The organism is Aquimarina sp. U1-2 (assembly GCF_017897595.1).
Classification (GTDB): Bacteria; Bacteroidota; Bacteroidia; order Flavobacteriales; family Flavobacteriaceae; genus Aquimarina.
This window is the reverse complement of sequence record NZ_JAGKIK010000140.1, coordinates 1-325: the sequence shown is the minus strand read 5'-3', so window position 1 is coordinate 325 and position 325 is coordinate 1. Positions and strand designations below refer to the sequence as shown.

Below are 325 nucleotides of genomic sequence, written 5' to 3'. Positions count from 1 at the left end.
CTTCTTTATAGAAATAGAAAATTTAAAAGTAGCCGAAATGACTTACACATATGCTGGTAATGAAAAAATTATTATCGACCATACAGAGGTAAAAGAGTCTCTAAAGGGACAAGGAATTGGTTATAAACTGGTGGAGGCAGCAGTGAGTTATGCAAGAGAACAGAATATTAAAATTTTACCATTATGCCCTTTTGCCAATGCAGTTTTTAAAAAGAGAAAGGAATACAGTGACGTATTATTTTAAAAGTTATGGGAGATTTATCCAAAGATATCAATTCGACATTTGCTAACAACAAGATAAAAGCTTTGTTAAATATTATTTATA

The 325-nt window shown here is 30.2% G+C and carries 1 protein-coding gene; it reads left to right on the top strand.

What is annotated here, in order from left to right:
- The coding region (locus tag J8281_RS19390) for a GNAT family N-acetyltransferase (RefSeq protein WP_210199283.1) at positions 1-244 on the top strand (244 nt) is incomplete at its 5' end.
- Positions 245-325 lie beyond the last annotated feature (81 nt).